This window comes from Ensifer sp. PDNC004 (genome assembly GCF_016919405.1).
In the GTDB taxonomy this organism is placed as follows: domain Bacteria; phylum Pseudomonadota; class Alphaproteobacteria; order Rhizobiales; family Rhizobiaceae; genus Ensifer.
In genome coordinates this window covers 3,202,738-3,224,561 of sequence record NZ_CP070353.1, presented here as the reverse complement: position 1 = coordinate 3,224,561, position 21,824 = coordinate 3,202,738, and the positions used below count along the sequence as shown (strand labels likewise).

General features: G+C 64.0%; 22 protein-coding genes. 5 read left to right on the top strand and 17 right to left on the bottom strand.

The window, feature by feature from the left end:
- Positions 1-93 precede the first annotated feature (93 nt).
- From atpD to JVX98_RS23840, 6 genes are all read right to left on the bottom strand, one after another.
- Positions 94-1,611, bottom strand: a complete 1,518-nt coding sequence (gene atpD / locus JVX98_RS23865; RefSeq protein ID WP_043619145.1) for a F0F1 ATP synthase subunit beta — start codon at positions 1,609-1,611, stop codon at positions 94-96.
- Positions 1,612-1,635: 24 nt separating this feature from the next.
- Complete coding sequence (locus JVX98_RS23860; RefSeq protein ID WP_043619147.1) at positions 1,636-2,517, bottom strand: F0F1 ATP synthase subunit gamma; 882 nt, start codon at positions 2,515-2,517, stop codon at positions 1,636-1,638.
- Positions 2,518-2,544: 27 nt separating this feature from the next.
- Positions 2,545-4,074, bottom strand: a complete 1,530-nt coding sequence (gene atpA / locus JVX98_RS23855; RefSeq protein ID WP_043619148.1) for a F0F1 ATP synthase subunit alpha — start codon at positions 4,072-4,074, stop codon at positions 2,545-2,547.
- On the bottom strand, positions 4,074-4,634 hold the full coding sequence (locus JVX98_RS23850) for a F0F1 ATP synthase subunit delta (RefSeq protein ID WP_305728137.1): 561 nt from the start codon (positions 4,632-4,634) through the stop codon (positions 4,074-4,076). Before JVX98_RS23850 ends, atpA begins: the two co-directional genes overlap by 1 nt.
- A 263-nt stretch (positions 4,635-4,897) precedes the next feature.
- A complete protein-coding gene (locus JVX98_RS23845; protein ID WP_043619162.1) occupies positions 4,898-5,284 on the bottom strand; it encodes a hypothetical protein in 387 nt (128 codons plus the stop codon).
- 138 nt (positions 5,285-5,422) lie between these two features.
- The gene (locus tag JVX98_RS23840; RefSeq protein WP_205237595.1) at positions 5,423-7,639 is read right to left on the bottom strand and encodes a primosomal protein N'; all 2,217 of its coding nucleotides are present in this window, start codon (positions 7,637-7,639) and stop codon (positions 5,423-5,425) included.
- A 179-nt stretch (positions 7,640-7,818) separates the two neighbouring features.
- On the opposite strand from JVX98_RS23840, the gene fsa reads away from it, so the two are divergent.
- A complete protein-coding gene (gene fsa, locus JVX98_RS23835; protein ID WP_192450959.1) occupies positions 7,819-8,472 on the top strand; it encodes a fructose-6-phosphate aldolase in 654 nt (217 codons plus the stop codon).
- A gap of 53 nt (positions 8,473-8,525) precedes the next feature.
- Here the strand turns inward: fsa and JVX98_RS23830 are convergent, their stop codons facing one another.
- Positions 8,526-9,656, bottom strand: coding sequence for an AAA family ATPase (locus JVX98_RS23830; RefSeq protein WP_205237594.1), 1,131 nt, complete (start codon positions 9,654-9,656; stop codon positions 8,526-8,528).
- Between the two features lie 69 nt (positions 9,657-9,725).
- Complete coding sequence (locus JVX98_RS23825) at positions 9,726-10,649, bottom strand: GNAT family N-acetyltransferase (RefSeq protein WP_192450961.1); 924 nt, start codon at positions 10,647-10,649, stop codon at positions 9,726-9,728.
- A 135-nt stretch (positions 10,650-10,784) separates the two neighbouring features.
- On the opposite strand from JVX98_RS23825, the gene JVX98_RS23820 reads away from it, so the two are divergent.
- On the top strand, positions 10,785-11,720 hold the full coding sequence (locus tag JVX98_RS23820; protein ID WP_205237593.1) for a tyrosine recombinase XerC: 936 nt from the start codon (positions 10,785-10,787) through the stop codon (positions 11,718-11,720).
- A 99-nt stretch (positions 11,721-11,819) separates the two neighbouring features.
- A complete protein-coding gene (locus JVX98_RS23815) occupies positions 11,820-12,905 on the top strand; it encodes a TraB/GumN family protein (RefSeq protein ID WP_205237592.1) in 1,086 nt (361 codons plus the stop codon).
- A gap of 43 nt (positions 12,906-12,948) precedes the next feature.
- Here JVX98_RS23815 and JVX98_RS23810 read toward each other — a convergent pair whose 3' ends face one another.
- A complete protein-coding gene (locus tag JVX98_RS23810; RefSeq protein ID WP_205237591.1) occupies positions 12,949-14,187 on the bottom strand; it encodes an MFS transporter in 1,239 nt (412 codons plus the stop codon).
- Between the two features lie 121 nt (positions 14,188-14,308).
- On the opposite strand from JVX98_RS23810, the gene JVX98_RS23805 reads away from it, so the two are divergent.
- Positions 14,309-14,905: a TetR/AcrR family transcriptional regulator gene (locus JVX98_RS23805; RefSeq protein ID WP_205237590.1), complete on the top strand. Its 597-nt coding sequence runs from the start codon at positions 14,309-14,311 to the stop codon at positions 14,903-14,905.
- Here JVX98_RS23805 and JVX98_RS23800 read toward each other — a convergent pair.
- On the bottom strand, positions 14,902-15,372 hold the full coding sequence (locus JVX98_RS23800; protein ID WP_192450966.1) for a DUF2867 domain-containing protein: 471 nt from the start codon (positions 15,370-15,372) through the stop codon (positions 14,902-14,904). The two genes, JVX98_RS23805 and JVX98_RS23800, sit on opposite strands and share 4 nt — an antisense overlap.
- A gap of 185 nt (positions 15,373-15,557) precedes the next feature.
- Here JVX98_RS23800 and JVX98_RS23795 point away from each other — a divergent pair, with 185 nt between their 5' ends.
- Entirely contained in the window at positions 15,558-16,052 is a 495-nt protein-coding gene (locus tag JVX98_RS23795) for an acyl-CoA thioesterase (RefSeq protein ID WP_192450967.1), read from the top strand.
- Between the two features lie 149 nt (positions 16,053-16,201).
- Here JVX98_RS23795 and lpdA read toward each other — a convergent pair whose 3' ends face one another.
- The 7 genes from lpdA to odhB form a co-directional block, all read right to left on the bottom strand.
- Positions 16,202-17,608, bottom strand: a complete 1,407-nt coding sequence (lpdA, locus tag JVX98_RS23790) for a dihydrolipoyl dehydrogenase (protein ID WP_192450968.1) — start codon at positions 17,606-17,608, stop codon at positions 16,202-16,204.
- Between the two features lie 24 nt (positions 17,609-17,632).
- Positions 17,633-18,385: an SDR family oxidoreductase gene (locus JVX98_RS23785; RefSeq protein WP_205237589.1), complete on the bottom strand. Its 753-nt coding sequence runs from the start codon at positions 18,383-18,385 to the stop codon at positions 17,633-17,635.
- Positions 18,382-18,882 (bottom strand): hypothetical protein, encoded by a 501-nt coding sequence (locus JVX98_RS23780; RefSeq protein WP_205237588.1) that lies wholly within the window; start codon positions 18,880-18,882, stop codon positions 18,382-18,384. The genes JVX98_RS23785 and JVX98_RS23780 overlap by 4 nt, the downstream gene beginning before the upstream one ends.
- A gap of 2 nt (positions 18,883-18,884) precedes the next feature.
- Positions 18,885-19,526, bottom strand: a complete 642-nt coding sequence (locus tag JVX98_RS23775; RefSeq protein WP_192450971.1) for a LysE family translocator — start codon at positions 19,524-19,526, stop codon at positions 18,885-18,887.
- Positions 19,523-19,948, bottom strand: coding sequence for a VOC family protein (locus tag JVX98_RS23770; RefSeq protein ID WP_043613949.1), 426 nt, complete (start codon positions 19,946-19,948; stop codon positions 19,523-19,525). The genes JVX98_RS23775 and JVX98_RS23770 overlap by 4 nt, the downstream gene beginning before the upstream one ends.
- A gap of 31 nt (positions 19,949-19,979) precedes the next feature.
- Entirely contained in the window at positions 19,980-20,393 is a 414-nt protein-coding gene (locus JVX98_RS23765) for an MAPEG family protein (protein ID WP_205237587.1), read from the bottom strand.
- Positions 20,394-20,544: 151 nt separating this feature from the next.
- Complete coding sequence (gene odhB, locus JVX98_RS23760; protein WP_192450973.1) at positions 20,545-21,783, bottom strand: 2-oxoglutarate dehydrogenase complex dihydrolipoyllysine-residue succinyltransferase; 1,239 nt, start codon at positions 21,781-21,783, stop codon at positions 20,545-20,547.
- Positions 21,784-21,824: the final 41 nt, after the last annotated feature.

Below are 21,824 nucleotides of genomic sequence, written 5' to 3'. Positions count from 1 at the left end.
CCTGAGAGGCGGCTGTGCATGTCTTCCCTATCCTTGCGAAAGGACAGGATGAAAGCCTCGGCGCTTGTGCAGCGCCGAGGCTTAACAGTGCTATCAAGCGGCTTCAGCAGCCAGCTTCTTGGCCTTTTCAATCGCTTCTTCGATCGAGCCAACCATGTAGAAGGCAGCTTCCGGCAGATGGTCGTACTCGCCGTTGACCAAGCCCTTGAAGCCCTTGATCGTGTCTTCGAGCGCAACGAGCTTGCCCGGCGAACCGGTGAAGACTTCGGCGACGAAGAACGGCTGCGACAGGAAGCGTTCGATCTTACGAGCGCGGGCAACGGCCAGCTTGTCTTCTTCAGACAGTTCGTCCATGCCCAGGATGGCGATGATGTCCTGGAGAGCCTTGTAGCGCTGCAGGGTCGTCTGCACCTTACGCGACACTTCGTAGTGCTCTTCGCCGACGATCATCGGGTCGAGCATGCGCGAGGTCGAGTCGAGCGGGTCAACGGCCGGGTAGATACCCTTTTCGGCGATCGAGCGCGACAGAACGGTCGTTGCGTCCAGGTGGGCGAACGAGGTTGCCGGCGCCGGGTCGGTCAAGTCGTCGGCCGGAACGTAGATGGCCTGAACCGAGGTGATCGAGCCCTTGGTCGTGGTGGTGATGCGTTCCTGCATCTGACCCATGTCGGTCGCCAGCGTCGGCTGGTAACCCACGGCCGACGGGATACGGCCGAGCAGAGCCGACACTTCGGAGCCTGCCTGGGTGAAGCGGAAGATGTTGTCGACGAAGAACAGAACGTCCTGGCCCTTGTCGCGGAAGTCTTCAGCGATCGTCAGACCGGTCAGAGCGACGCGAGCGCGGGCGCCCGGCGGTTCGTTCATCTGGCCGTATACGAGGGCAGCCTTGGAGCCTGCACCGCCGCCGTGCTTGTTAACGCCGGACTCGATCATTTCGTGGTAGAGGTCGTTGCCTTCGCGGGTACGTTCACCCACGCCTGCGAACACCGAGTAACCACCGTGCGCCTTGGCGACGTTGTTGATCAGTTCCATGATGAGAACGGTCTTGCCGACGCCTGCACCGCCGAAGAGGCCGATCTTGCCGCCCTTTGCGTAAGGAGCGAGAAGGTCGACGACCTTGATGCCGGTGACGAGGATCTGCGCTTCCGTCGACTGCTCGACGTAGGACGGCGCTTCCTGGTGGATGGCGCGCTTGCCGGAGGTGACGAGCGGACCGGCTTCGTCAACCGGCTCGCCGATGACGTTCATGATACGGCCGAGCGTTTCGTCGCCAACCGGAACCGTGATCGGTGCGCCGGTGTCGGTAACCGACTGGCCGCGCACCAGACCTTCGGTCGAGTCCATGGCGATCGTGCGAACGGAGTTTTCACCGAGGTGCTGTGCGACTTCGAGAACGAGGCGGTTACCGTTGTTGTCGGTCTCCAGCGCGTTCAGGATCTGCGGAAGCTGGCCTTCATCGAACGCGACGTCGACGACGGCGCCGATGACCTGCGTTACGCGACCGACAGCGCCGGTTGCGGCTGCTGCTGCGGTCTTGGCGGAAGCTGCCTTCCTCGGTGCAGCAGGCTTCTTCTCCGCTGCGGTTTCTTTCGGGGTAGCTGCCTTAGCCATAATCCTTACCCTCTTCTCGTGACCTTAGAGCGCTTCCGCGCCCGAGATGATTTCAATGAGTTCCTTGGTGATCTGAGCCTGGCGCTGACGGTTGTAGTTCAGCGTCAGCTTGTTGATCATCTCACCAGCATTGCGCGTCGCGTTATCCATCGCGCTCATCTTGGCACCCATTTCGCCTGCGACGTTCTCGAGCAAGGCCCGGAAGATCTGCACCGAAATGTTGCGCGGAATGAGATCGCTGAGGATCGCGCCCGCGTCCGGCTCATATTCGTAGACAGCCGAAGCATCCGATGCTTCCGCTGCGACCGGGCCGGCCGAAGCGGGGATCAGCTGCTGAGCCGTCGGAATCTGGGCGATAACGGACTTGAACTCAGAATAGAACAGCGTGCAGACATCGAACTCGCCCTTTTCGAAGAGCGCGATGACCTTGTGGCCAATCTGGTCGGCGTTTTCAAAGCCGATCTTCTTGACCTCACGCAGGTCGACACGATCGATGATCAGCGACGCGTATTCGCGGCGCAGAATATCGAAGCCCTTCTTGCCGACGCAGATGATCTTGACCGTCTTGCCGGCTGCAAGCAGCTTGCGAACGTGGTCGCGGGCATGACGGGCGATCTGCGAGTTGAAGCCGCCGCAAAGGCCGCGTTCAGCCGTGCAGACGACCAGAAGGTGCGTATCGTCCTTGCCGGTTCCGGTCATCAGCGCAGGCGCGCTGTCGTCCGCGCCAACCGCCTGGGCGATGTTGGCGAGAACGGCAGCCATACGCTGCGAGTAAGGCCGGGCGGCCTCAGCCGCCTCCTGCGCACGCCGAAGCTTCGCCGCGGCGACCATTTTCATCGCCTTGGTGATCTTCTGCGTCGCCTTGACGGAGGCGATCCGGTTCTTCAGATCCTTAAGTGAAGGCATCCGTTATCCGTCCTAACTGAAATCCGCTCAGGCGAAAGACTTGGCGAAGCTGTCGATTGCAGCCTTCAGCTTGCCCTTGACGTCGTCGGAGATCGCCTTGTCCTTGCGGATGGTTTCCAGGATGTCCTTGCCTTCCGAACGCATGTACGAAAGCAGGCCCTGCTCGAACTTGCCGACCTGGTTGACCGGCAGCTTGTCGAGGTAACCGTTGACACCTGCGAAGATGACAGCGACCTGCTCTTCCGTCTTCAGCGGCGAGAACTGCGGCTGCTTCAGGAGTTCGGTCAAGCGGGCACCGCGGTTCAGCAGGCGCTGCGTAGCGGCATCGAGGTCCGAGCCGAACTGTGCGAAGGCGGCCATTTCGCGATACTGGGCGAGTTCGCCCTTGATCGAGCCGGCAACCTGCTTCATCGCCTTGATCTGCGCGGCCGAGCCAACGCGGGAAACCGACAGGCCGACGTTAACGGCCGGACGGATGCCCTGGTAGAACAGGTCGGTTTCAAGGAAGATCTGGCCGTCGGTGATCGAGATCACGTTGGTCGGGATGAACGCCGAAACGTCGTTGCCCTGCGTTTCGATGACCGGCAGAGCCGTCAGCGAGCCAGCGCCCATGTCGTCGTTCAGCTTTGCAGCGCGCTCGAGCAGGCGGGAGTGCAGGTAGAAAACGTCGCCCGGGTAAGCTTCGCGGCCCGGCGGGCGGCGCAGCAGCAGCGACATCTGACGGTAGGCAACGGCCTGCTTGGACAGGTCGTCGTAGCCGATGAGAGCGTGCTTGCCGTTGTCACGGAAGTATTCGCCCATCGCGCAGCCGGCGAACGGTGCGAGGTACTGCATCGGAGCCGGATCGGAAGCCGTTGCAGCAACGATGATCGAGTACTGCAGGGCGCCGCGCTCTTCCAGAACCTTCACGAACTGGGCAACCGTCGAACGCTTCTGGCCGATTGCGACGTAGACGCAATACAGCTTGTCACCATCCGGACCATTGTCGTGAATGGCCTTCTGGTTGAGGATCGTGTCGAGGATGATCGCGGTCTTGCCGGTCTGGCGGTCGCCGATGACGAGTTCGCGCTGGCCACGGCCAACCGGGATCAGAGCGTCGATGGCCTTGAGGCCGGTCGACATCGGCTCATGAACCGACTTGCGCGGAATGATGCCCGGAGCCTTGACGTCAACGCGTGCGCGCTGCTTGGCGTTGATCGGGCCCTTGCCGTCGATCGGGTTGCCGAGCGCGTCGACGACGCGGCCGAGCAGCTCCGGACCAACCGGAACGTCCACGATGGCGCCAGTCCGCTTGACGGTGTCGCCTTCCTTGATGTCACGGTCCGAACCGAAAATAACGACACCGACGTTGTCGGCTTCGAGGTTCAGCGCCATGCCGCGAATTCCACCCGGGAATTCGACCATTTCGCCTGCCTGGACATTGTCGAGGCCGTAGACGCGGGCAATACCGTCACCGACGGAAAGCACCTGACCGACTTCGGAGACTTCTGCTTCCTGGCCGAAATTTTTGATCTGATCTTTAAGAATTGCGGAAATTTCCGCGGCGCGGATATCCATCAGCCGACCTCTTTCAGTGCAAGCTTAAGGCTAGAGAGTTTGGTGCGAAGGGAAGTGTCAATCTGGCGGGACCCGACCTTGACGATCAGACCTCCAAGAATAGACGGGTCGACGGTGACGTTGACCGCCACGTCTTTGCCGGTGACGCTCTTCAGCGTCGCCTTCAATTCAGTTTCCTGCGCTGCGGAGAGCGCATGGGCCGACGTGACGTCGGCGGAAATTTCGCCACGATGGCGCGCGGCGATCAGGCGGAACGCCTTGATCATGCCCGGCAGCGCAAAGAGGCGGCGATTGCGGGCAACGACCTTGAGGAAGTTGCCGACGAGCCCGGAGATGCCAGCTTTCGCTGCAACAGCCGAAATGGCCTTGAACTGGTCGTCTGCAGAAAAGACCGGGCTGGCGATCAGCCGCTTCAGATCGTCGCTACCGTCGATCAGGGTCTGGACGCGGGTGAGATCCGCACCGACTGCCTCGACCGAACCGGCGCTGAGCGCGAGTTCAAAAAGCGAGGACGCATATCTTTCTGCAACACCGGAAATAAGCTGGGATGTGTCTGCCACGGGCACAAGCTTCTCTCAATTTCATCCAAGAACGGTGCTGGCGGTGGGCCGTCAACTTAAGCTCTTGAATTTGCTGCAATAATTTGCAGGATATCGAGGCCTGGCGACCCACTTCCCCCGCAATTCGCGGTTCGTCTAGCATAGGATGTTTGGACTCGCAACACGCGAACGGCAGGAATGCGGCATAAGTCGGCCACCTTTGGCCGAATTTTGCCGTAAATTCGGTCCTGCGCTGTGAATCGCGGGGATGCCCGCAATCGCGATCAGATCATGCCGAAGACATAGCCGAGCGGAAGGATGGCGAGCGCCGCCTGAACGATGAGCGCCGCCCAGTTGTAGAGCGTGCTGCCATTGTCGCTCATCATAGAGAGGATTCGGCCGAAGGCGGCGAGCGCAAAGGCAGCCCCGACAGCCAGATAAACCATCGGCTGGGCGAGCAGAATGGCAGCAAGTCCGAGTCCCAGATGCATGCCGCCCATGGTCGAGCGCGCCTCGGCAAGGCCGCCGCGCCGTCCCTCGGCAATGCCGATGCCGGCCAAGCGAAAGGTCAGCCGCGGAGCAAACAGCATGACGACGCCGATCAGCGCTGCCGCCGCCGCCGCACAGAAGGCGAGGAACTCGCCGGTTTCCGTCGGAATATAAAACTCCATGCCCGTTCCCGCAGATGAGCCCGTTGTCATGCCGCTCCGTCGTCGGCCGGAGCGATGCGTCCCTGACCTCTAGCGCATGTCGTCCCGGTTGTGAATCGCCCACGGCCTCTTCAATGCGGCGATCACAGGAAACTTGAACTACAGGAAGCTTTGGGGATCGATGTCGAGCTGGACGCTGATCGAGCCGCGCTCCTTGGGGCCGGCGGCGATCATCGCCTTGACGAAGGCCTGCATGTCGCTGTTGCGCCGGCCATGCACCAGCAGCCGGAAGCGATGCCGCCCGCGCACCAGCGCCAGCGGCGCCTCGGCTGGACCGAGGATGGAAATGCCATCCGTCCTTGGCGCTGCCATTCGCAAGCCCCGAGCATGGCCCTCGGCATCCTGCCGGGTGTCGGCCGAAACGATCAGCGAAGCGAGCCGGCCGAACGGCGGCAGCAGCGCCTTTTCGCGCTCGGCGATCTCACGATCGTAGAAGGCGTCGGCATCGCCCGACACGATCGCCTGCATCACCGGATGCTGCGGCTGATAGGTCTGCAGCAACCCAAGGCTCTTGAGACCCGTTCGGCCCGCACGGCCGGTCACCTGCGAGAGCAGCTGGAAGGTCCGCTCCGCCGCACGCGGATCGCCGTTCGCAAGTCCCAGATCCGCATCGACGATGCCGACCAGTGTCATCAGCGGAAAGTTATGGCCCTTGGCGACGAGTTGCGTGCCGATGACGATATCGGCCTCGCCACGCGTGATGGCTTCAAGCTCCAGCCTCAGCCGTTTGACGCCCATCAGGTCGGAAGAAAGCACGATCGTGCGCGCCTCGGGAAAATGCCGCTCCACCTCTTCGGCAATGCGTTCGACCCCCGGCCCGCAGGCGACCAGATGATCGAGCGTGCCGCATTCCGGGCAGGCTTCCGGCGTGCGCTCTGAATAGCCGCACTGGTGGCACTGGATCTGCCCGCGGAAGCGATGCTCGACCAGCCAGCTCGAACAATCCGGGCACTGGAAGCGATGGCCGCAGACGCGGCACAGCGTCAGCGGCGCATAGCCGCGACGATTGAGGAACAGCAGCGCCTGTTCGCCACGCTCGATCGCCTTGCCGACCTGGTTCAAGAGCACCGGCGAGAGAAACCCGCCGCGTGCCGGCGGATGCTGGCGCATGTCGACAACGCCGAGCCGCGGCAGCGCCGCATCACCGAAACGGGTCGGCAGGTGGATCGGTTTGTAACGGCCGACGTCACCGTTGACCCGGCTTTCGAGCGACGGCGTCGCCGAGACGAGCACGACGGGAAAACCGGTGATGCGACCACGAACGACCGCCATGTCGCGCGCATTGTAGAAGACGCGGTCTTCCTGCTTGTAGGCAGGGTCGTGCTCTTCGTCGACGATGATGAGACCCAGTTCCTCGAAGGGCAGGAACAGCGCCGAACGGGCGCCGGCAACGACACGGACCGTGCCGGTCGTCACCTGGCGCCAGACCTTTTCACGGGTGCGGGGGGCCAAGTCCGAATGCCACTCGGCGGGCTTGGCGCCGAAACGATCCTGGAAGCGTTCGAGGAAGCTCGACGTCAGCGCGATTTCGGGAAGCAGGATCAGCACCTGCTTGCCCGCCCGAAGCGTCGCGGCGATCGCCTCGAAATAGACCTCGGTCTTGCCGGATCCGGTGATGCCGTCGATCAGCGACACCGAGAAACCGCCCTCCTCGACCGCTGCCAGCAGATCGGCAGCTGCATCCTTCTGCGGGCCTTCGAGCCGGGGGGCGATAAAATCGGGATCCGGCAGGGCGACGACCGGCGGCGGCGCCATGAAGACGGTCTCGAAGACGCCTTGCTGGGTCAGCCCTTCGATGACGCTCGAAGATGTGCCGGCGGCATGCGCCAGCCCCGAGCGTGTCCATGAAAAGCCGTCGCTGGCGGCAGCGATCACCCGTTCGCGCGCCGCCGTCATGCGCTCCGGTCGCATCTCGGTGAGACGCAGCGCCTCCACCATCGGTTCCGGATCGAACGCGGCGGGTGCGCGAAGCGCCATGCGCGCGACCAGCCCCGGCGGCGTGACGGTATAGGCGGCCACCCAATCGAGAAAGGTCCGCATGTCGCGCGTTAGCGGCGGGCAGTCGAAAGCCTTCTCGATCGTCTTGAGTTTCTTGGCGTCGACGCTCCCGTCATCGTCGCCATCCCAGACCACGCCGACGACGAGGCGGGGGCCGAGCGGCACCTGCACGATCGAGCCCGGCTCGACCGACATGCCGTCGGGAACCGCATAGGAATAGGCTTTCGGCGCCGGCATGGGCACCAGGACCGGCACGACGCGACGGGCCGAAACGGGCCCGAGCAAATCGCCGAATAAATCGGTTGAATCGCGAGTCATTTTGCCGTGACCTTGCCACGTGTTTCGGTTAAAGAAAACTGCGCTGCGAACCGCAGCCTTGCAGGCCGCAGGGTTTGTCACGGTTCCACCAGAGTTTCAACGCGCGCGATCTCTGCCAACGGAATTCCTCCCCGGTAGATATGCGCCGAACGGCAATCGTGCCCCAAGGGAGTGACCCCATGAAATTTTTCGTTGATACCGCCGACGTCAAGGAAATCCGCGAGCTGAACGATCTCGGCCTTCTCGATGGCGTCACCACCAACCCGTCGCTGATCCTGAAGTCGGGCCGTGACATCACGGAAGTCACGAAGGAAATTTGCTCGATCGTCGAAGGTCCGGTTTCGGCTGAAGTGACCGCGACCGAATATGCCGAGATGATGAAGGAAGCGGCCGTTCTCGCGAAGATCGCCGACAACATCTGCATCAAGCTGCCGCTGACGCTCGACGGCCTGAAGGCCTGCAAGGCGCTGACCTCGGACGGCCACGAGACCAACGTGACCCTGTGCTTCTCGGCCAACCAGGCACTGCTTGCCGCAAAGGCCGGCGCCACCTTCATCTCGCCATTCGTCGGCCGCCTCGACGACATCGCCTTCGACGGCATGGACCTGATCCGCGAGATCCGCCACATCTACGACAACTACGGCTACGAGACCGAAATCCTCGCGGCCTCGATCCGCACGGTCAACCACGTCAAGGAAGCCGCCCTCATCGGCGCCGACGTCGTCACCGCGCCGCCGGCAACGCTGAAGGCGCTGGTCAAGCACCCGCTGACCGACAAGGGCCTCGAAACCTTCCTGGCCGACTGGGCCAAGACCGGCCAGAAGATCGCCTGATTGTTTCGGGAATGAACAAGAAAACCCCGCAGCGATGCGGGGTTTTTTGTTGCCTACTCGTCGTCCATCAGCCCTGTCAGCCGCATGCCGTCGATCCAGGTGGCGCTGTCCTTGCGGATCACCCGGCGCGGACGGATACCTGAGCGCTGGCGCACTTCTTCCGCCAGTCTTTCCGAATGGGTGACGATCCAAATCTGGCTCTCCCTGGAAGCGCTGGCGATCATGTCGGCAAGCGCCGGCAGCATGTCCGGGTGCAGGCTCGTCTCCGGCTCGTTGAGCGCGATGAAGCGCGGACGCCGGTAGGAGAGCAGAGCGGCGGCGAGCGCCAGGAAGCGCATCTGGCCGTCGGAAAGCTCACGCGGCGAAAACGGCCGGCTGGGAAAATCCGGAAAGACCAGCGAGAATTCGGCGAACTGGCCGGGTTCGGGAACATCGAGGTAAGCGCCGCCGAACGCATCGGCGATCGCCCGGTCGAGGTCGACCGTGTCTTCGCGCGTGTGGCGGAGCGTCGCAAAGACCGCCGCCATATTGACGCCGGTCTCGTCGAGCAGCGGCGCGGTCACCGCAAGGCAGGGCAACCGCAGCGGCGAATCGCGGTCGGTGCGGAAGCCGTGAAAGAAGCGCCACTGTTCGACTGCACGGCGGAAAGTGCCGACCTCCGGGTAGTGGCCGGCGTCGCCGAGCAGCGAGATCGCGGTCTCGGACGTCAACGCCTGCTCCGGATAATCCTCCATCCGCCCGCGTTCGCCGCGCACGAAGATACCGGGCCCGGATCGTTTCATCATCGTCACCGGACGGCGGCCGGTTTCGACCGTCAGTTCCTCTTCCTTGACTTGCGGCTCATAGGCGAACCCGGCCGCAGCCTTCGGCGGACGCAGCCCGGCCTCGATGCGGTAGCGGAAGGTGATCGCCCGTTCCTCGTCCAGAAGCTCGGTTTCGAGCCTTATGCGCGCCGGCTTGTCGGCACGCCGACGGCCGCTCCAGAGCGCCGAGGACATGCCGCCCTCCTCGGCAATCTCACGCGCCAGCGTGCCGCGCGTGGCGGCTTGCACGAGTTGAAGCGCGCGATAGAGATTGGACTTTCCGACGCCGTTTTCGCCGATGAACAGGTTGACCCCGGTCAGATCCATGCGGATCGACTTCAGCGAACGGTAGTTTTCGGCGAACATGGATTGAAGCTGCATGGCTCAAGACCTAGCCGATCCGCCGCGCGGGGTGAAGCCCGATGGCGTTTGCGTGGACCACGACGGTCGCTAGAGCGCGGCCGCCGTTTGCAGCCTGGGCCTGAACGCCGCGTCGGCATCCATCGCCAGATCGAAGACAGTGTGCCGTTCGAGCGCCTTCGTCACCTCGCCCGCTTCGCCCTCCAGCGCCTCCGGCGGAATGAGGTTGCCGATGCGAAAGTCGAAGAGATCGCCCTTCTTGTTCAGCAGCTCGTGGAACACGGTCATGTCGCGCAGCTCGGTCGACCATTTGGCGAACCAGTAGAACAGGCCGGAATTGCGGGCGCTCATATGCACCGGCAGGATCGGCAGCCCGTATTTACGCGCAAAGCCCACGGCCGACGTCTTCCATGGCCGTTCGTTGAGGCAACCATCGGCCCAATAGGCGATGCGCCCGGAAGGAAAGAGCACGGTCGCCTTGCCCTCGCCGATCGCCCGGTTTGTGACCTGCAGCGTCTCGCGCGCCTTCAGCTTGCTCTTGTGTTCCTCACGCCATTCGACTGGTATGACCATCTCGACGAAACGCGGATTGACGCGGATCGCATCGCGATTGGCGAAGAACATCATGTCCGGCCGCCGGCTCTTCAAGAGGTCGAAGACTGCGATCCCATCGGCAATGCCGGTCGGGTGGTTGCTGACGAGCAGGAAGCCACCTTTCTGCGGAATGCGCTCGGCGCGATCGACCCGCACCTCCAGCGACAACAGCGAGCTCAGATGCTCGAAGGCCTGGAATCCCGGCATGTTGGCGACCGCATCGGCAAACTCGTGCGCCTTGCGATAATTCAGCAGCGTATAGAGAAAAGGCCGCATCAGCGGCCAGAGCGGGCTCTTGACGATCCGCTGACCGCGTTCGGCAATCAGGGTGTCGACGATGTGGCCAGGCTGCCCCTGGGAGACCAGGGCGATCACTTCAGCAAAATGCGCGATTCCGTTCACTGAATCCCGTCCCGCCATAGTCCGATCCGTTTGTTTGCGGCTGACCATCGCAATTCTATATGATCGAAGAATGACAAATTCCAAGGGTGCATTAGCAAAAACCTAAGACGCGTCAGGGCATTGTCGCGGGCGGACCATCAATGGAAAGCGACAATGAACGAGCTCCTCGTCATCGGCCATCCGGAGCTTCTTGCCGAGCGTCAGCGCTGGCTTGACGGGCTCATGCGGGAGCGCCGCCTCTCCGACAACACCGTCGAGGCCTATGAGCGCGACACCCGGCAATTCCTGACGTTTCTCACCGGCCATCTCGCCGGGCCGCCGCGGCTTTCCGACATCCGTACACTGAGGCCGGCCGACCTGCGCGGCTTCCTCGCCCAGCGTCGCAAGGGCGGCGCCGGCGCCCGCACGCTCGGCCGCGGGCTGGCCGGGCTTCGCTCCTTCCTGCGCTATCTCGAACGCAACGGCCTTGCCAATGCGGCCGGTGCGGCCGCGGTGCGCTCGCCCAAACAGCCTAAATCCCTGCCGAAGCCGCTCACCGATCGCGACGCGCTGACTGTCGTAACGTCGCAGGCGCAGCTTGCCGAGGAGCCTTGGATCGCCGCACGCAACGCAGCGGTGCTGACCTTGCTTTATGGCTGCGGCCTGCGCATTTCCGAGGCGCTCGGCCTCACGCCGTCGGAATTTTCCAGCGCACCCACGTCGCTGCGCATCGTCGGCAAGGGCGACAAGACCCGGATCGTGCCGCTGATCGAAGCGGCGCGTGCGGCGGTCGCCACCTACTTGAAGCTCTGCCCCTACCCGATCGCCGCGGATGAGCCGTTGTTCCTCGGCGCGCGCGGTGCCAAGCTGCAGCCGGCGATCATCCAGCGCGAAATGCAGAAGCTGCGCGGCGCGCTCGGGCTGCCCGAGACCGCAACGCCACATGCGCTGCGCCACTCCTTCGCCACGCATCTGCTGGCCGGCGGCGGCGATCTCAGGACCATTCAGGAACTGCTCGGCCATGCCAGCCTGTCGACCACCCAGGTCTATACCGGCGTCGATTCGGCGCGGCTTCTGGAGATCTACGACCGCGCCCACCCGCGCGCCTGATTTTCGGCGAAAGGGCGGATTAACCATGCCCGTTAAGGAAGCCGTGACCGGCCCGGGCCTAGGGTCGGTTATCGACCATGCGACTGTCAGGGAAGAACGATGACCGCCTTTGCGAGACCTCAGCAAAACCTGCCGCGGCACCTGCTTGCGCGGCTCGCCGACGGGGCACTTTGGCTGGTCGCCCTGCTGCATGTCCTGCTCGCCGCCTGCCTCATCGTCGCTCTCGTCTTTGTCGCTGAGGCCGATGCCGCGGAGGTGGAATGCGGCGGCACGAATGTTCTGACCGCGCTTGCAAAATCCGACCCGACGAAACTGGCTGCGCTCGAAGCGGAAGCCGCCGCGATCCCGAACAGCAAGGGCATCTTCTGGAAGATCGAGAAGGACGGTGTCGCGCCGTCCTGGCTGCTCGGCACGATGCATGTCACCGATCCGCGCGTGCTGGCCCTGCCGACCGAGGCGCCCGCCGCCTTCGAGGCAGCCTCGACCGTCATCGTCGAATCGGACGAGATCATCGACGAGAAGAAGTCGGCCGCCGCGATCCTGATGCGGCCCGATCTCACCATGCTTCCGGACAACAAGACGATCGCCGACTTCCTGAAGCCCGGCGACCGCGAACAGCTCGAAACGGGCCTCAAGGCACGCGGCATTCCGTTGCCCCTGGTTTCGCGCATGAAGCCCTGGATGATCGCGAGCTTCGTCGCGCTGCCCGCCTGCGAAATGAGCCGCAAGGCCGCGGGCGCCTCCTTCCTCGACAAGAAGATCGCCGAGGATGCGGTCAGTCAGGGCAAGACGCTGAAGGGCCTGGAAACGCTGGTCGAACAGCTCGCCGCCATGGACTCGCTGCCGACCGAACTGCACCTGCGCGCCCTCATCGAGACGCTCGCGCTCGGCAAGACCATCGACGACGTCTTCGCGACGATGACCGATCTCTATCTCTCCGGCGACACCGGCATGATCATGCCGATGATGAAAGCCGTGTCGGACAAGAGCGCCGAGGATTTCGGCTATGCCGACTTCGAGCAGCGCATCATCGTCGACCGCAACAAAACCATGGCGACGCGCGCCCAACCGATCCTGAAGGACGGTGGCGCCTTCATGGCCGTCGGCGCACTGCACCTGCCGGGCAAGGAAGGCCTGGTTGAGCTGCTGCGCGGCCAGGGCTTTACGGTCACGCGTGCCAACTGACGGGTAGGCCGGCAACGGACGCCGCCGGCACATTGCCCCCGCCTCAGCCCTGCGCACCGGCGCGCGAAACGACCTCGGCTGCGCCTGCGGTTGCACCATCGCCCTCGATCCGCGACAGGCCGCGATAGCCCCAGAACGCAGCGCCAAGGATCAGGACACCAGCGGCGAGCGCAATGGTGAAGCCGGCCTGAACGCCGAAGCGTGCGACCACGCCCCCTGACACCGCGGCACCCGCCGCAACCCCGATCCCGAGGCCAGTGGTCAACCAGGTCAGCCCTTCCGTCAGCTTCGACGGCGGCACGGCGGTTTCGCCGATGCTCAAGGCGACGATCATCGTCGGCGCAAAGAACACGCCCGAAATGAACATCATCGTCGCAAGGCTGCCGATCCCGCCGGCAAGGAGTAGCGGCAATGTGGTAGCGGCCGTCATGCCCGCCCCGATCAGGAACAGCTTCGCCAAAGACAGGCCGATCCTGGTTGCGCCGAACGCCAGGCCGGCGATGCAGGAACCGAGCGCATAGAGGGAGAGCACGAGGCTCGCTGCCGCCGGCCGCCCTTCGGCCTCGGCAAAGGCGACGCTGACCACGTCGATCGTGCCGACGATCACGCCCATGCCGGCAAGCGCGACGATCAGGACGCGCAGCGCGGGGTAGCGAAGGACCGAACCCGGCGCCATCGTCTCCGCAGGCTTGACCGGTGGCTCGGTGCCCTTCTGCAGCACGAAAGCGGTGACCCCGATAGCGAGGCACGCAGCGGCGGCCAGCGGCCCGGCCTCGGGAAACAGGCCGACGCCTAAGCCCACTGCGATAGGCGGGCCGACGATGAAGCAGATCTCGTCGAAGACCGATTCGAGCGAAAAGGCGGTCTTGAGCTCCGGGCGACCGCGATAGAGCTCGGTCCATCGCGCCCGGGTCATCGCCGACATGCTCGGCGTGCACCCGGCAATTACTGCAAAGACGAAGAGCGTCCAGTCCGGCGCCCGCCAATGGGTCGAGGCGAGGAGGGCCGACGTGCCGAGAAGGCTGAGCGCTGCGGCAACCGGCAGCACCCGGCTCTGGCCGAAGCGGTCGACGAGCCGGGAAACCTGCGGCGCCAGCAGTGCCGAGGCCAGCGTGAAGGCGGCGGCCACACCGCCGGCCAGGCCATAGCTGCCGCGGGACTGGGCCAGCATGGTGATGATGCCGATGCCCATCATCGACAGCGGCAGGCGTGACACCAATCCCGCCAGGGTGAAGCCCACCGTGCCTTTGGCGGCAAAGATCTGTGCGTAGGGATTGGCCATGGAAGCTCCTGCAATGGGTGTTTTAGCGCCGTCGCATTAACATACGCAGCGTATGCAAGTGATATTGACATACGTCACGCATGTCAATTAGCATACGCACCGTATGCAAAAGGAGTTGCCGATGACGAGGCGCGCGCGCAGCGACATGATCGCGGAAACGAGAGCAAAGCTGATCGCCGCTGCCCGGGAAGCGTTCACCCGAAGCGGCTACGCGGAGACGTCGATGGACGATTTCACCGCCGCCGCCGGGCTCACGCGCGGCGCGCTCTATCATCACTTCGGCGACAAGAAGGGCCTGCTGCGTGCGGTCGTGGAGACCCTGGACGGCGAAATGGATACACGGCTCGACGCAGCCTCCGCGACCCCGGACCGGTGGGACGGGTTCGTGCGCCGCTGCAGGCTCTATCTGGAGATGGCGCTCGACCCGGAAATCCGACAGATCGTCTTGAAGGATGCCCCGGCCGTACTCGGCGCAAGCATGCTGGAACCGAGCCGGCGCCAATGCCTCGCATCGCTTGCCGCCAGGCTTTCGGCGATGATGGCCGCGGGCGTCGTGCGGAAAGGAGACGCCGAGACATTGGCGCGGCTGATCAATGGCGCGCTCACCGACGCGGCGCTCTGGATTGCCGAGGCGGACGACCCGGCCCTGCGCCTCACCAGCGCACGCAACAATCTCGACCTGCTCTTGTCCGGGCTGAGAACCGAAGGCCGGGCTTAGGGGCCCGCCACCCGCGAAAGAAGTGTCGGAACGATCGCCTTGTGAAACGGCGTGACGGCCAAGAGGTAAACCCGTCCGAGCGTGTTGTGCCTGCGCACGAGCGTGGTGACGCCGACGATCTGGTTGACAGCAGATCCCGCCCTGACATCGACGACGATGCGGAAATCGAGATGCTTGTCGTCGAAGCCGAGCACCACTTCGTCATCGCTCTTCGATACGACAGGAAACGCACCGATCAGCCCCAGGCGGCTGGAGGGCGCCGCCGACTTCAGGCCGACGACCGAGACGATGCGGTTGCGCAGGCCCAGCAGCACGCGGACCCACCGCGGCGACCGGCCAAGCGAACGTTCGGCGGCTTCCGCCGCGGTCACGCCCTTGCCGTCGAGCGCAAGCTCGAAGCGGTCGGCCCAATCGGCATCCGGTAGGTGCCGGCTCGGCAGCGATATGGCCACGGCTCTCGGTTTCATTTTTCCTCCTGACGCGCGCGTCGTCTGTCCTTGCGGACATGATTGCGCCCTCCCCCGTGCTTGGACAGAAGACCGCTTGTCGCAACCCTCGGACCGATCGTCACATCCCCTCGTCCAGAGCCCCTTCCCTTCGCTCCGGCAAGCTGCATAACTCCGGCGGAACGCTGCAAATCTGGAGATGGACAATGGAAACCAGCTACGACACACGCGAACTCGAAATGGTCGTGCTGATGACGCCGGATATGGCGAACTTCAGCGGCAAGGTCCATGGCGGCGCGCTGCTCAATCTCCTCGATCGCGTCGCCTTCTCCTGTGCCTCGCGCTTTTCGCAGCAATATGCCGTGACGCTCTCGGTCGACCAGGTCACCTTCCGCCAGCCGATCCATGTAGGCGAGCTCGTCACCTTCCGTGCAGCCGTCAACAATGCCGGCCGCACTTCGATGGAAATCGGCATCCGGGTCGAGGCCGAAAACATCCGCAGCGGCGAGCGCCGCCACACCAATTCCTGCTATTTTACCATGGTCGCCGTCGATGCCGACGGCAGCCCGACGCCTGTCCCTGCCCTTGTCACCGACACAGCCGACCGCAAACGCCGGCAGCGCGCTGCCGAGGCACGGCGCAGCCTGAGGCGCGAGTTCGAGGAGCGTTTCCACGCCCTCAGGTCCGCTTCGGAAGAATGATACGGTCGCTTGCGAACAGGACTGCCGATGGCGACAATGTCAGCGGGCGTTGACGCCACTGAGTGAGCAATGGCCACAAGGGGCAGCCGGCACGCACGAAACGCGGCCGGGAACAAGGGGCCGCGTGATCACAGCCCCCTGCATGTTCCTTACATGTGGATCGGCTTGAAGAAGGTCGACAGCGCCGCTTCCTTGACCGCTTCCGACATGGTCGGGTGTGCGTGGCAGGTGCGGCCGAGGTCTTCCGACGAACCGCCGAACTCCATCAGCACGGCGATCTCGTGGATCATCTCGCCGGCGCCGAAGCCGACGATATGGCCGCCGAGCACCCGGTCGGTTTCCTTGTCGGCGAGGATCTTGACGAAACCGTCGGTCACCTGCATCGCCCGCGCGCGGCCGTTGGCCGTGAACGGGAACTTGCCGACCTTGTAGGCAACGCCCGCAGCCTTCAGCTCTTCCTCGGTCTTGCCGACGGAGGCGACTTCCGGCTGGGTGTAGACGACCCCGGGGATCACGTCATAGTTCACGTGACCCGCCTGACCGGCGAGGATTTCAGCAACGGCGACACCTTCGTCCTCGGCCTTGTGGGCGAGCATCGGGCCGCGCACGACGTCGCCGATCGCGTAAATGCCTGCAACGCTCGTCTGGAAGTGATTGTCGATCTCGACGCGACCGCGCTGGTCCATGACGACGCCGGCCGTATCAAGGCCGAGACCGTCGGTGTAGGGGCGGCGGCCGGTGGCGATCAGCACCACGTCGGCATCGAGCGTCACGGCGTCACCGCCCTTGACCGGCTCGAAGGTCACCTTGGCGCCCTTGCCGTCCTTGACGACGCCGGTCACCTTGGCGCCGAGCTTGAAGTCCATGCCCTGCTTGGCCAGCATGCGCTGGAACTGCTTGGAGACTTCGCCGTCCATGCCGCCGAGGATCGAATCGAGATACTCGACAACAGTGACCTTGGCGCCGAGACGGGCCCAGACCGAGCCGAGTTCGAGACCGATGACACCGCCGCCGACGACGATCATGTTGGCCGGAACCTTTTCGAGCGCGATGCCGCCGGTGGACGAGATGATGACCTTCTCGTCGATGTCGACCTTGACGCCCGGGATACCGGCAACGTCGGAGCCGGTGGCGATCACGATGTTCTTGGTTTCGAGGATCTGCTCCTCGCCCTTGTCGTTGGTGACGGAGACCTTGCCCTGGCCGAGCACCTTGCCGGTGCCCTGGATGCCGTCGATCTTGTTCTTCTTGAACAGGAACGAGACGCCGTCGACATTGGCCTTAACGGTCGCATCCTTGTGCGCCATCATCTTTTCGAGGTTCAGCTTCGGCGCCGCGACTTCGACGCCGAGCGTATCGACGCCGTGGGCGACCTGATGGAACACCTCGGAAGCATGCAGCAGCGCCTTCGACGGGATGCAGCCGATGTTGAGGCAGGTGCCGCCGTAGGTGGCGCGCTTCTCGACGACGCCAACCTTCAGGCCGAGCTGAGCCGCCTTGATGGCGCAGACATAGCCGCCGGGGCCACTGCCGATAACGATGAGATCATAAGCCATTAGAATATCCTTCCTTCAGGACGGTTACCGTCCGCCGCTGACATTGAGAATTGCCCCCGTCACATAAGTCGCCTTATCCGACAGGAGGTAGAGAACCGCGTCAGCGACTTCCTCGGCCGTGCCGGGTCGCTGAACGGGAATGGTGGAGGCAAGATCACGCGCCCGGTCCGGCAGACCGCCGGAAGCGTGGATCTCGGTATCGATGATGCCGGGGCGGATCGCGTTGACGCGGATGCCCTCGGTCGCGACCTCGCGTGCGAGGCCGATGGTAAGCGTGTCGATCGCGCCCTTTGAGGCGGCGTAGTCGACATATTGTCCTGGCGAGCCGAGCGTGGCGGCAACCGAGGAGATGTTGACGATGACGCCGCCGTGGTGCCCGTAACGTGTCGACATGCGCCGGACGGCCTCCGCCGCACAGCGGATGGAACCGGTGACGTTGATGCGGAACATGCGTTCGAGCCGCTCGGGCGACATTTCGTCGACCCGTTCGGTCGGGCCGACGATGCCGGCATTGTTGACGAGACCGTCCAGCCGGCCGAAGGCGGCATCGACAGCCGCAAAGATCGCCTGGATATCCGCCTCGGTGCCGACATCGCCCTGAACCGCGATCGCCGTGCCGCCGGCCCGCTCTATCGCGCCGACGACCGCATCGGCCGCATCGCGGTTCGACGCATAGTTGACGGCGACCCGCCAGCCGGCTTTCGCCGCACCAAGGCAGATTGCCGCGCCGATGCCGCGGCTGCCGCCGGTCACGAGAAGAACAGGGCTCGCACTCATGCGGCGCATCCCTTGAAGGTGAAGGCATCCCAACTGTCGGCCTCGGCCTTGCCCTTGCCCCAGGCGGTCGAAGCGCGAAGCGACGGCCCGAAATCGGGAAGCAGCAGTTGCTCGGCCGCCGTCTCGGTCTCTTGCGGGATCTCGCTGATCGCCCCGGCCTTGTCGAGCGCGTAGACCACACCCTGCCACACAGTACAGGCGCGCAGTTCCTCGCCGGTCGCATCCCCCTCGGGGCAATTGTGCATGATCAGCCCGGTCGCCCGTTCCGGCTCGCCCGCCGGCATGACGACGCCATCGAGCAGCAGGCCGGGCTTCAGCACCGCCACCTTGAAGTGGTTGCTGGTCGCCGCACTCGACGAGCCGACCGGTTCGAAACGCAGCTCGTAGGCCCCGTCGCGGTCGCCGTAGATCGCGTGCGACTGCTTGCAGTCGGCGGCGATCGCCGGCGCAGTAAAGACAAGGCCGAACAGGGCTGAAAGGAGACGACCGGAGAGCATGATCAGACAGCCTTCTCCGTCGCAAGCTTGAGGCCGAGCGCGATGAACACCACGCCGCTGGCGCGGTCGATCCACTTGCTGGCGCGAGTGAAGGCGGCGCGCATGCGCGGCGTCGTCATGAACATGCTGACGCCGACGAACCACGCGATCAGGCAGGTCGCCATGACAAGGCCGTAGCCGAACTTGATCATCATCGGCGTATGGGCGTGAACGACCGTCGAGAAGATCGACAGGAAGAAGAACACCGGCTTGGGGTTGAGCGCGTTGGCGGCAAAGCCGAGGCCGAAGGCCTTGGCCGCCGACTGGCCCTTGATCGACCCGTTGCCTTCCGTGTGGTCGACCTTGATCTCCGTCTGGCCGGCGCGCAGCGCCTTGATGCCGATATAGATCAGGTAAGCGACACCGCACCATTTGACGATGTTGAACAGATAGATCGACTGCGAAATGATCAGCCCGAGGCCGAGGATCGTGTAGGTCACATGGAACATCAGCGACGTGCCGATGCCGAAGGACGTAATGATCGCCGGGCGGCGGCCATGCACGATCGATTGGCGCATGACCATGGCGAGATCGGCGCCGGGGGAGACGATGGCGAAGGCGAAGATCGCCATCAGCGATGCGAGTTCGAAGAAATACTGGCTCATGGGTTTGCGACCGGTGCGTTGAAGGCCCAGACGTGGCCGAAGGGATCCTTTATGCGCGCGTAGCGTGCGTGCCAGAAGGTATCCTGCGGCTCCAGAACTGTCGATGCCCCGGCGGCCATCGCCCGGTCGTAGGCAGCGTCGACATCAGCCGGCTTCGCCAGGTTGATGCTGATCGCAACGCCGGTGCCGCCGATCGTGTTGGGCGACAGCACGCTGCCGCCGAATTCGGGGAACTCGTCGTGCAGCATCACTTCGCCGCCGTGGATCGCCAGATTGGCGTGCATGACGCGCTTGCCGTCTTCGGCCATCGCGTGGAAGGTGTTCACCGCACCGAGCGCCTTCTCGTAAAAAGCGATGGCGGCAAGCCCGTCCTTGACGCAGATATGCGCCTGGATCGGCGGAACGTCGGGTCCGAATGCCATGCCGGTCTCCTCTTGCCTTGTCGCCGGGATGCTATGCCATGAGCCGGACGACCATCAGCACAAGCGCGATGATCGACACGAACCAGACGAGGGTACGCAGGACCGGAACGCCGGCCACGTAGAGAACGGTGTAAACCACCCGCGCCAGAAGCCATGTCGCCGCGCCGATGGCGCCAAGACCACCGGTCTTGCCGGTCACCGCCAGCGCAAGGGCGAGAGCGACGAAGGCCGGATAGGTCTCCAGCATGTTGTGAAGCGAGCGCAGCAGACGACCGCACACCACGCTCTTGGGCGCCCGTTGCTCGTCGCGCGGGCCGAGCAGGTATCTGATCGTGAAATCGCCGGACAGATCGAGCGACAGTGCCTGCACCAGGATGTGCGCGATCAGGAATACCACGCTCCAGCCAAGCACCCAGATTTCAGTCGACGCTGCAGCGGCTTCCATCATCCCTCGCAATCGCAGGAGCGGTTCGGATCGGCATCATCGGCCCTGAGGGCCAGTCTCTCCGGCCAGGCCGCAGGGACGGTTCTCGCCGTGCGTGATCGCGGACGGCGAAGGGCGGGGGCATGAAGGACGCCCCCGCCGCTTGCGGATATTAGAGATCGAGAACCAGGCGTTCCGGATCTTCCAGGCTTTCCTTGACGCGCACGAGGAAGGTCACGGCTTCCTTGCCGTCGACGATGCGGTGATCGTAGGAGAGCGCGAGGTACATCATCGGACGGATGACGACCTGGCCGCCGATGGCGACCGGACGCTCCTGGATCTTGTGCATGCCGAGGATGCCCGACTGCGGTGCGTTGAGGATCGGCGAGGACATCAGCGAACCGTAGACACCACCGTTGGAGATGGTGAAGGTGCCGCCCTGCATGTCGGCCATCGACAGTGCGCCGTCACGGGCAGCCTTGCCGAGACGGCCGATATCCTTTTCGACCTCCGCGATCGACATCTGGTCGGCATCGCGAACGATCGGAACCACAAGACCCTTGTCCGTGCCGACGGCGACGCCGATGTGGCAGTAGTTCTTGTAGATGATGTCGGTGCCGTCGATCTCGGCGTTGACGGCCGGGATTTCCTTCAGCGCGTGGGTGACGGCCTTGGTGAAGAAGCCCATGAAGCCGAGCTTCACGCCGTGCTTCTTTTCAAAGATGTCCTTGTACTTGTTGCGCAGCGACATGACGGCGCTCATGTCCACCTCGTTGTAGGTGGTAAGCATGGCGGCAGTGTTCTGCGCGTCCTTGAGGCGACGGGCGATCGTCTGGCGCAGGCGGGTCATCTTGACGCGCTCTTCGCGAACGACGTCTTCCGCCGTCGACGGTGCACGGGCCTGGACCTTGGCCGGCTCGGACGCGGCCGGGGTCGAGATGCCCTTGGCAACGGCAGCAAGCACGTCGCCCTTCAGCACCTGGCCACGCTTGCCGGAGCCGTCGACCTGGTCGGCCGAGAGGTTGTTTTCGGCAAGCAGCTTGCCGGCCGACGGTGCCGGCGGCATCGACGAGGCGGCAGGTGCTGCAACAGCAGCCGAGGCAGCCGGAGCGGCAGCAGCCGGCTCGGCCTTCTTTTCAGCGGCAGCGGCCGGAGCCGCAGCGGCGCCGGCGGCACCTGCAGCGATCTGGCCGAGCAGCGCGCCGAGACCGACGGTCTCGCCGGCCTGCGCGACGATTTCCGACAGCGTGCCTGCGGCCGGCGCCGGAACTTCGATCGTCACCTTGTCGGTTTCGAGTTCGAGCAGGGGTTCATCGGCCTTGATGGCGTCGCCGACCTTCTTGAACCAGGTGCCGACGGTCGCTTCGCTGACGGATTCGCCAAGGGTGGGAACGCGGATTTCTGTTGCCATGATTTTTGTTCCGTTGATCAGATATCTGTTTCTATTGGCTC